Genomic DNA, 3,044 nt, shown 5'->3' on the forward strand with positions numbered 1-3,044 from the left:
CAGCCCGCACCGCACCGTCACGTTCCTCCGCGAGCGCCTCGACCGCCGCGGTCACCTGCTCGGTTCGCTCCAGCCCACCGAGACCGGGCCACTCGATACCCGCATCCTCGGCGGCCGAAGAAAGCCCGTCCTCCCCGCGTTGCCGCGCCGACGTCGCCGTCGCCAGCACCGCACCGGCCGTCTCGTGATCACGCACCCGATCCGCGACGACCGTCTGCGTCCGGGCCGCCTGATCCGCCTGCGCCGCCGTGGTCCGCTCCAGATTCGCCACCACCGACGCCAGATCGTCGAGTTGCTGCTTGCCCTCGTACGCGCTCGACCGGTGCAGCGCATCCCGCGTCGCGCGGGCCTGCTCGTGCTCGCGCTCCGCGGTCGCGAACTGCTCCTCCGAGACACTGCGCGCCGCGGTGGCCTCGGCGCGAGCGACCGCCGCATCCTGCAGCGCCTGCACCGCCGACTCCACGACCCCCAGACGTGTCGTGACCTTCTCCACCGCCACCCGCGACTGCACCCGGACGTACCGCGAATACACCTTGACGAACTGCTGCGCCGCATCGTCGGCCGCGGCCAGCGACTCCAACGTCCGCTCGACCTCCTCGATCGCCGAGAACGACCGCGCCGCCTCGACGACCAGGTCGTCGTCCAACGGACGCAAACCGTCGGTCAAGGCCTGCGACAACCCTTTCGGATCGAGATTCTTCGCCAACTGCGGCCGCCGCAACGTCAGGATCAGATTGATCAACTGGTCGTAGCGTTGCGAGCCGAGCCCGAACATCCGTGCGTCGATCGCCGCCCGGTACTCCACCGGACGATCGCAGACCGCATCGGCACCGACCTGGTCGACGAGTTGCTTGCGGGTCAACGGCCGGTCCTCGTCGTCGAGCAGCGAGAAATCCACACCGACACGGCCGTCGACGACGAAATGCCACCGGGTGACCTTGTCGTTGCCCCGGGTGGCACGCATCCCGACGCCGACCGTCACCGACTCCGGGTCATCCGCGCGGCCCCGGCTGAACTCCATCCACACGTACGAATACGCGCTGTCCTGACCTCGATAGAGCAGATTCGAGCGCATGGTGCGTTCCTCACCGGCGAACGGGTTGAGGCGCCGCGGCTCGATCCGCCCGTCCAGCACGAACGGGAACAACACCTCGAGGGCCTTCGTCTTCCCCGACCCGTTCGGTCCGCGCAGAACCAACCGGCCGTCGGCGAACGAGAACTCCTGATCGCGGTAGTCCCACAGATTGATGATCCCGGCACGGACGGGGCGGAATCGGGTGCTGCTCATGACAACTCCGTCGGGGTCGAGTCGGGGGAGAGGACAGTCGGGGTGCCGGTGTCGGTGAACAACTCCGGATCGCGCGCGCGGATGCTGACCGTCGCACCGCGGAACCGGGCCAACGCAGGGAAAGCGAGCACACCCCCGGGCACCCGCTGCACCAACCGAAGACTGTCGAGCATCGCCACCGCGGCGTCGGCCAATCCGGCAGGATCGGCCTGCCACTGCGCGGCGAACGTACGCCCGTAGATGCCGACGAGCCGGCCCACCGTGCCCGCCAGCCACGAATCCTCGAGCAGCGGATGCTCCACCGGTATCCGGTCGGGTGCGACACCGGGTTCGTCACCGAAATCACCCGCCGATCCGGACTCCGACAACAGCGCGAAGACCGTCGACCTCGGGATCGCCGCGTCCACCGCCGCCACCAGCGCATCGTGCCGGCCCGCGGGTGCGGGCACCCGGACCGGTGGTGGGGCGTCACCATCGAGGATCCGATCACACATTTCCCCGGCCAGCAGGAGCGCGACCTGCGCGACGGTGCCCGCACCCGGAAACCGAACATCGGACAGCCGACCCGACGTGTCGACCAAGGCCACCCCCTCGGCGCGGCGCTCGCACACCAACCCGGTCAGCAACTCCACGTCATCGGTGGTGCGTCGCAGCGCCAACTGCAACGCCTCGTCCTCGTCGAGGTCGTCGGCATACACCACCGCACGCTGCACCAGCGCACGCCGCACCCGCCGCCGCACCTCGCCGAGATCGGATCGGGGGGCACCGGCACCGCCGCCGAGCAGTCCCCGTACCGACTCGACGTGCTGCAGCGCACGCGGCGGCCGGAACAGCGCGTGCACCACTGCCCGATCCACGTCGTAGAGCGCCTCACCGCTCCCCGGGTCGCTCGCCCACCCACCGGCATCACCGTCGGCAAGGACGATCGCACCGCGCGCACACAACCACGTCACGGCATCGACGAAGGCATCACGATCCGAGCCGCGCTCGGTGTCGAGATCGACGCCGTCGACCCGCGCAGCCTCCGACGCGACGTGTTCGGCAAGTTCGGACAGGGTGATCTGCCCGGCCCCCCGGCCCAGCGCAGCAAGCGCCAACGCGAGATACGCGTAGCGGCGCCGATCGAACGGCCGGCCGGTACCGGTCGCCGTTCCCGCACCGGGATCGAGCCGATCGGCGACAGTGAACACCCGGGCCGTGGTCTCGGTGACCTCGAGCCGATACCCGAACGTGGCCAGCAGATCCTCCCGCAACTCGGTGGCCCAGCGGCGCACCACCGGCAACGCCGCCGGATCCGGGAAGGCACCGGTCACCAGATGATGCGTCAACACCAACCGCGCCGCCCGCTGATACGAATCGAGTTCGACCGACGCGATCGACCGCGCTCTCATTGCACCTCCACCGACAGACCGTCCAGATACAACCGGCCCCGCGCCGTGTGCACCACCGTCGACTCGTCGCTCGTCCGCAACGTCAACGTCACGCCGTGCTGCGTACCGGACGACGCCGCACCACCGCGCACCCGGCCACTGACCGGAACCCGCGCCGACAACGCCGCATCGAGTAAATCGAGCAGCACCTCCACCTCCGGCTCCGACAATGTCCGCTCCCGCACCCCACCGGCCGCGAGCGACTCGGCCGCCACCGCCCGCCGTCGCTGCTTCTCGAGTTGCACGTCCCGCAGTCGCCGGACCCCGGCATCGTTGCGGGCAATCCGCCCGGGCGCACCCGCCGCCGGTCGGCGACCGGTCTCCGC

Annotated in this window: 2 protein-coding genes and 1 pseudogene; all 3 read right to left on the reverse strand. The window is 70.1% G+C overall.

All coding sequences use genetic code 11. The features are described from left to right. Window positions 1-1,288: pseudogene (locus tag WAX14_RS05875) on the reverse strand (TIGR02680 family protein); the annotation flags it as partial. Beyond that, the gene (locus WAX14_RS05880; protein WP_422627153.1) at window positions 1,285-2,679 is read right to left on the reverse strand and encodes a TIGR02678 family protein; all 1,395 of its coding nucleotides are present in this window, start codon (window positions 2,677-2,679) and stop codon (window positions 1,285-1,287) included. The pseudogene WAX14_RS05875 and the gene WAX14_RS05880, both read right to left, overlap by 4 nt. Continuing rightward, window positions 2,676-3,044, reverse strand: a 369-nt coding sequence (locus tag WAX14_RS05885) for a DUF2397 family protein (protein ID WP_422627154.1), incomplete at its 5' end; no start/stop codon positions are given. The genes WAX14_RS05880 and WAX14_RS05885, both read right to left, overlap by 4 nt.

The sequence above is a fragment of the Rhodococcus sp. (in: high G+C Gram-positive bacteria) genome, assembly GCF_049299235.1.
GTDB lineage: Bacteria > Actinomycetota > Actinomycetes > Mycobacteriales > Mycobacteriaceae > Rhodococcus.

Coding starts and splice junctions, on each gene's coding strand:
- WAX14_RS05880 (WP_422627153.1), bottom strand. CDS start 2,679: ATGAGAGCGCGGTCGATCGCGTCGGTCGAACTCGATTCGTATCAGCGG.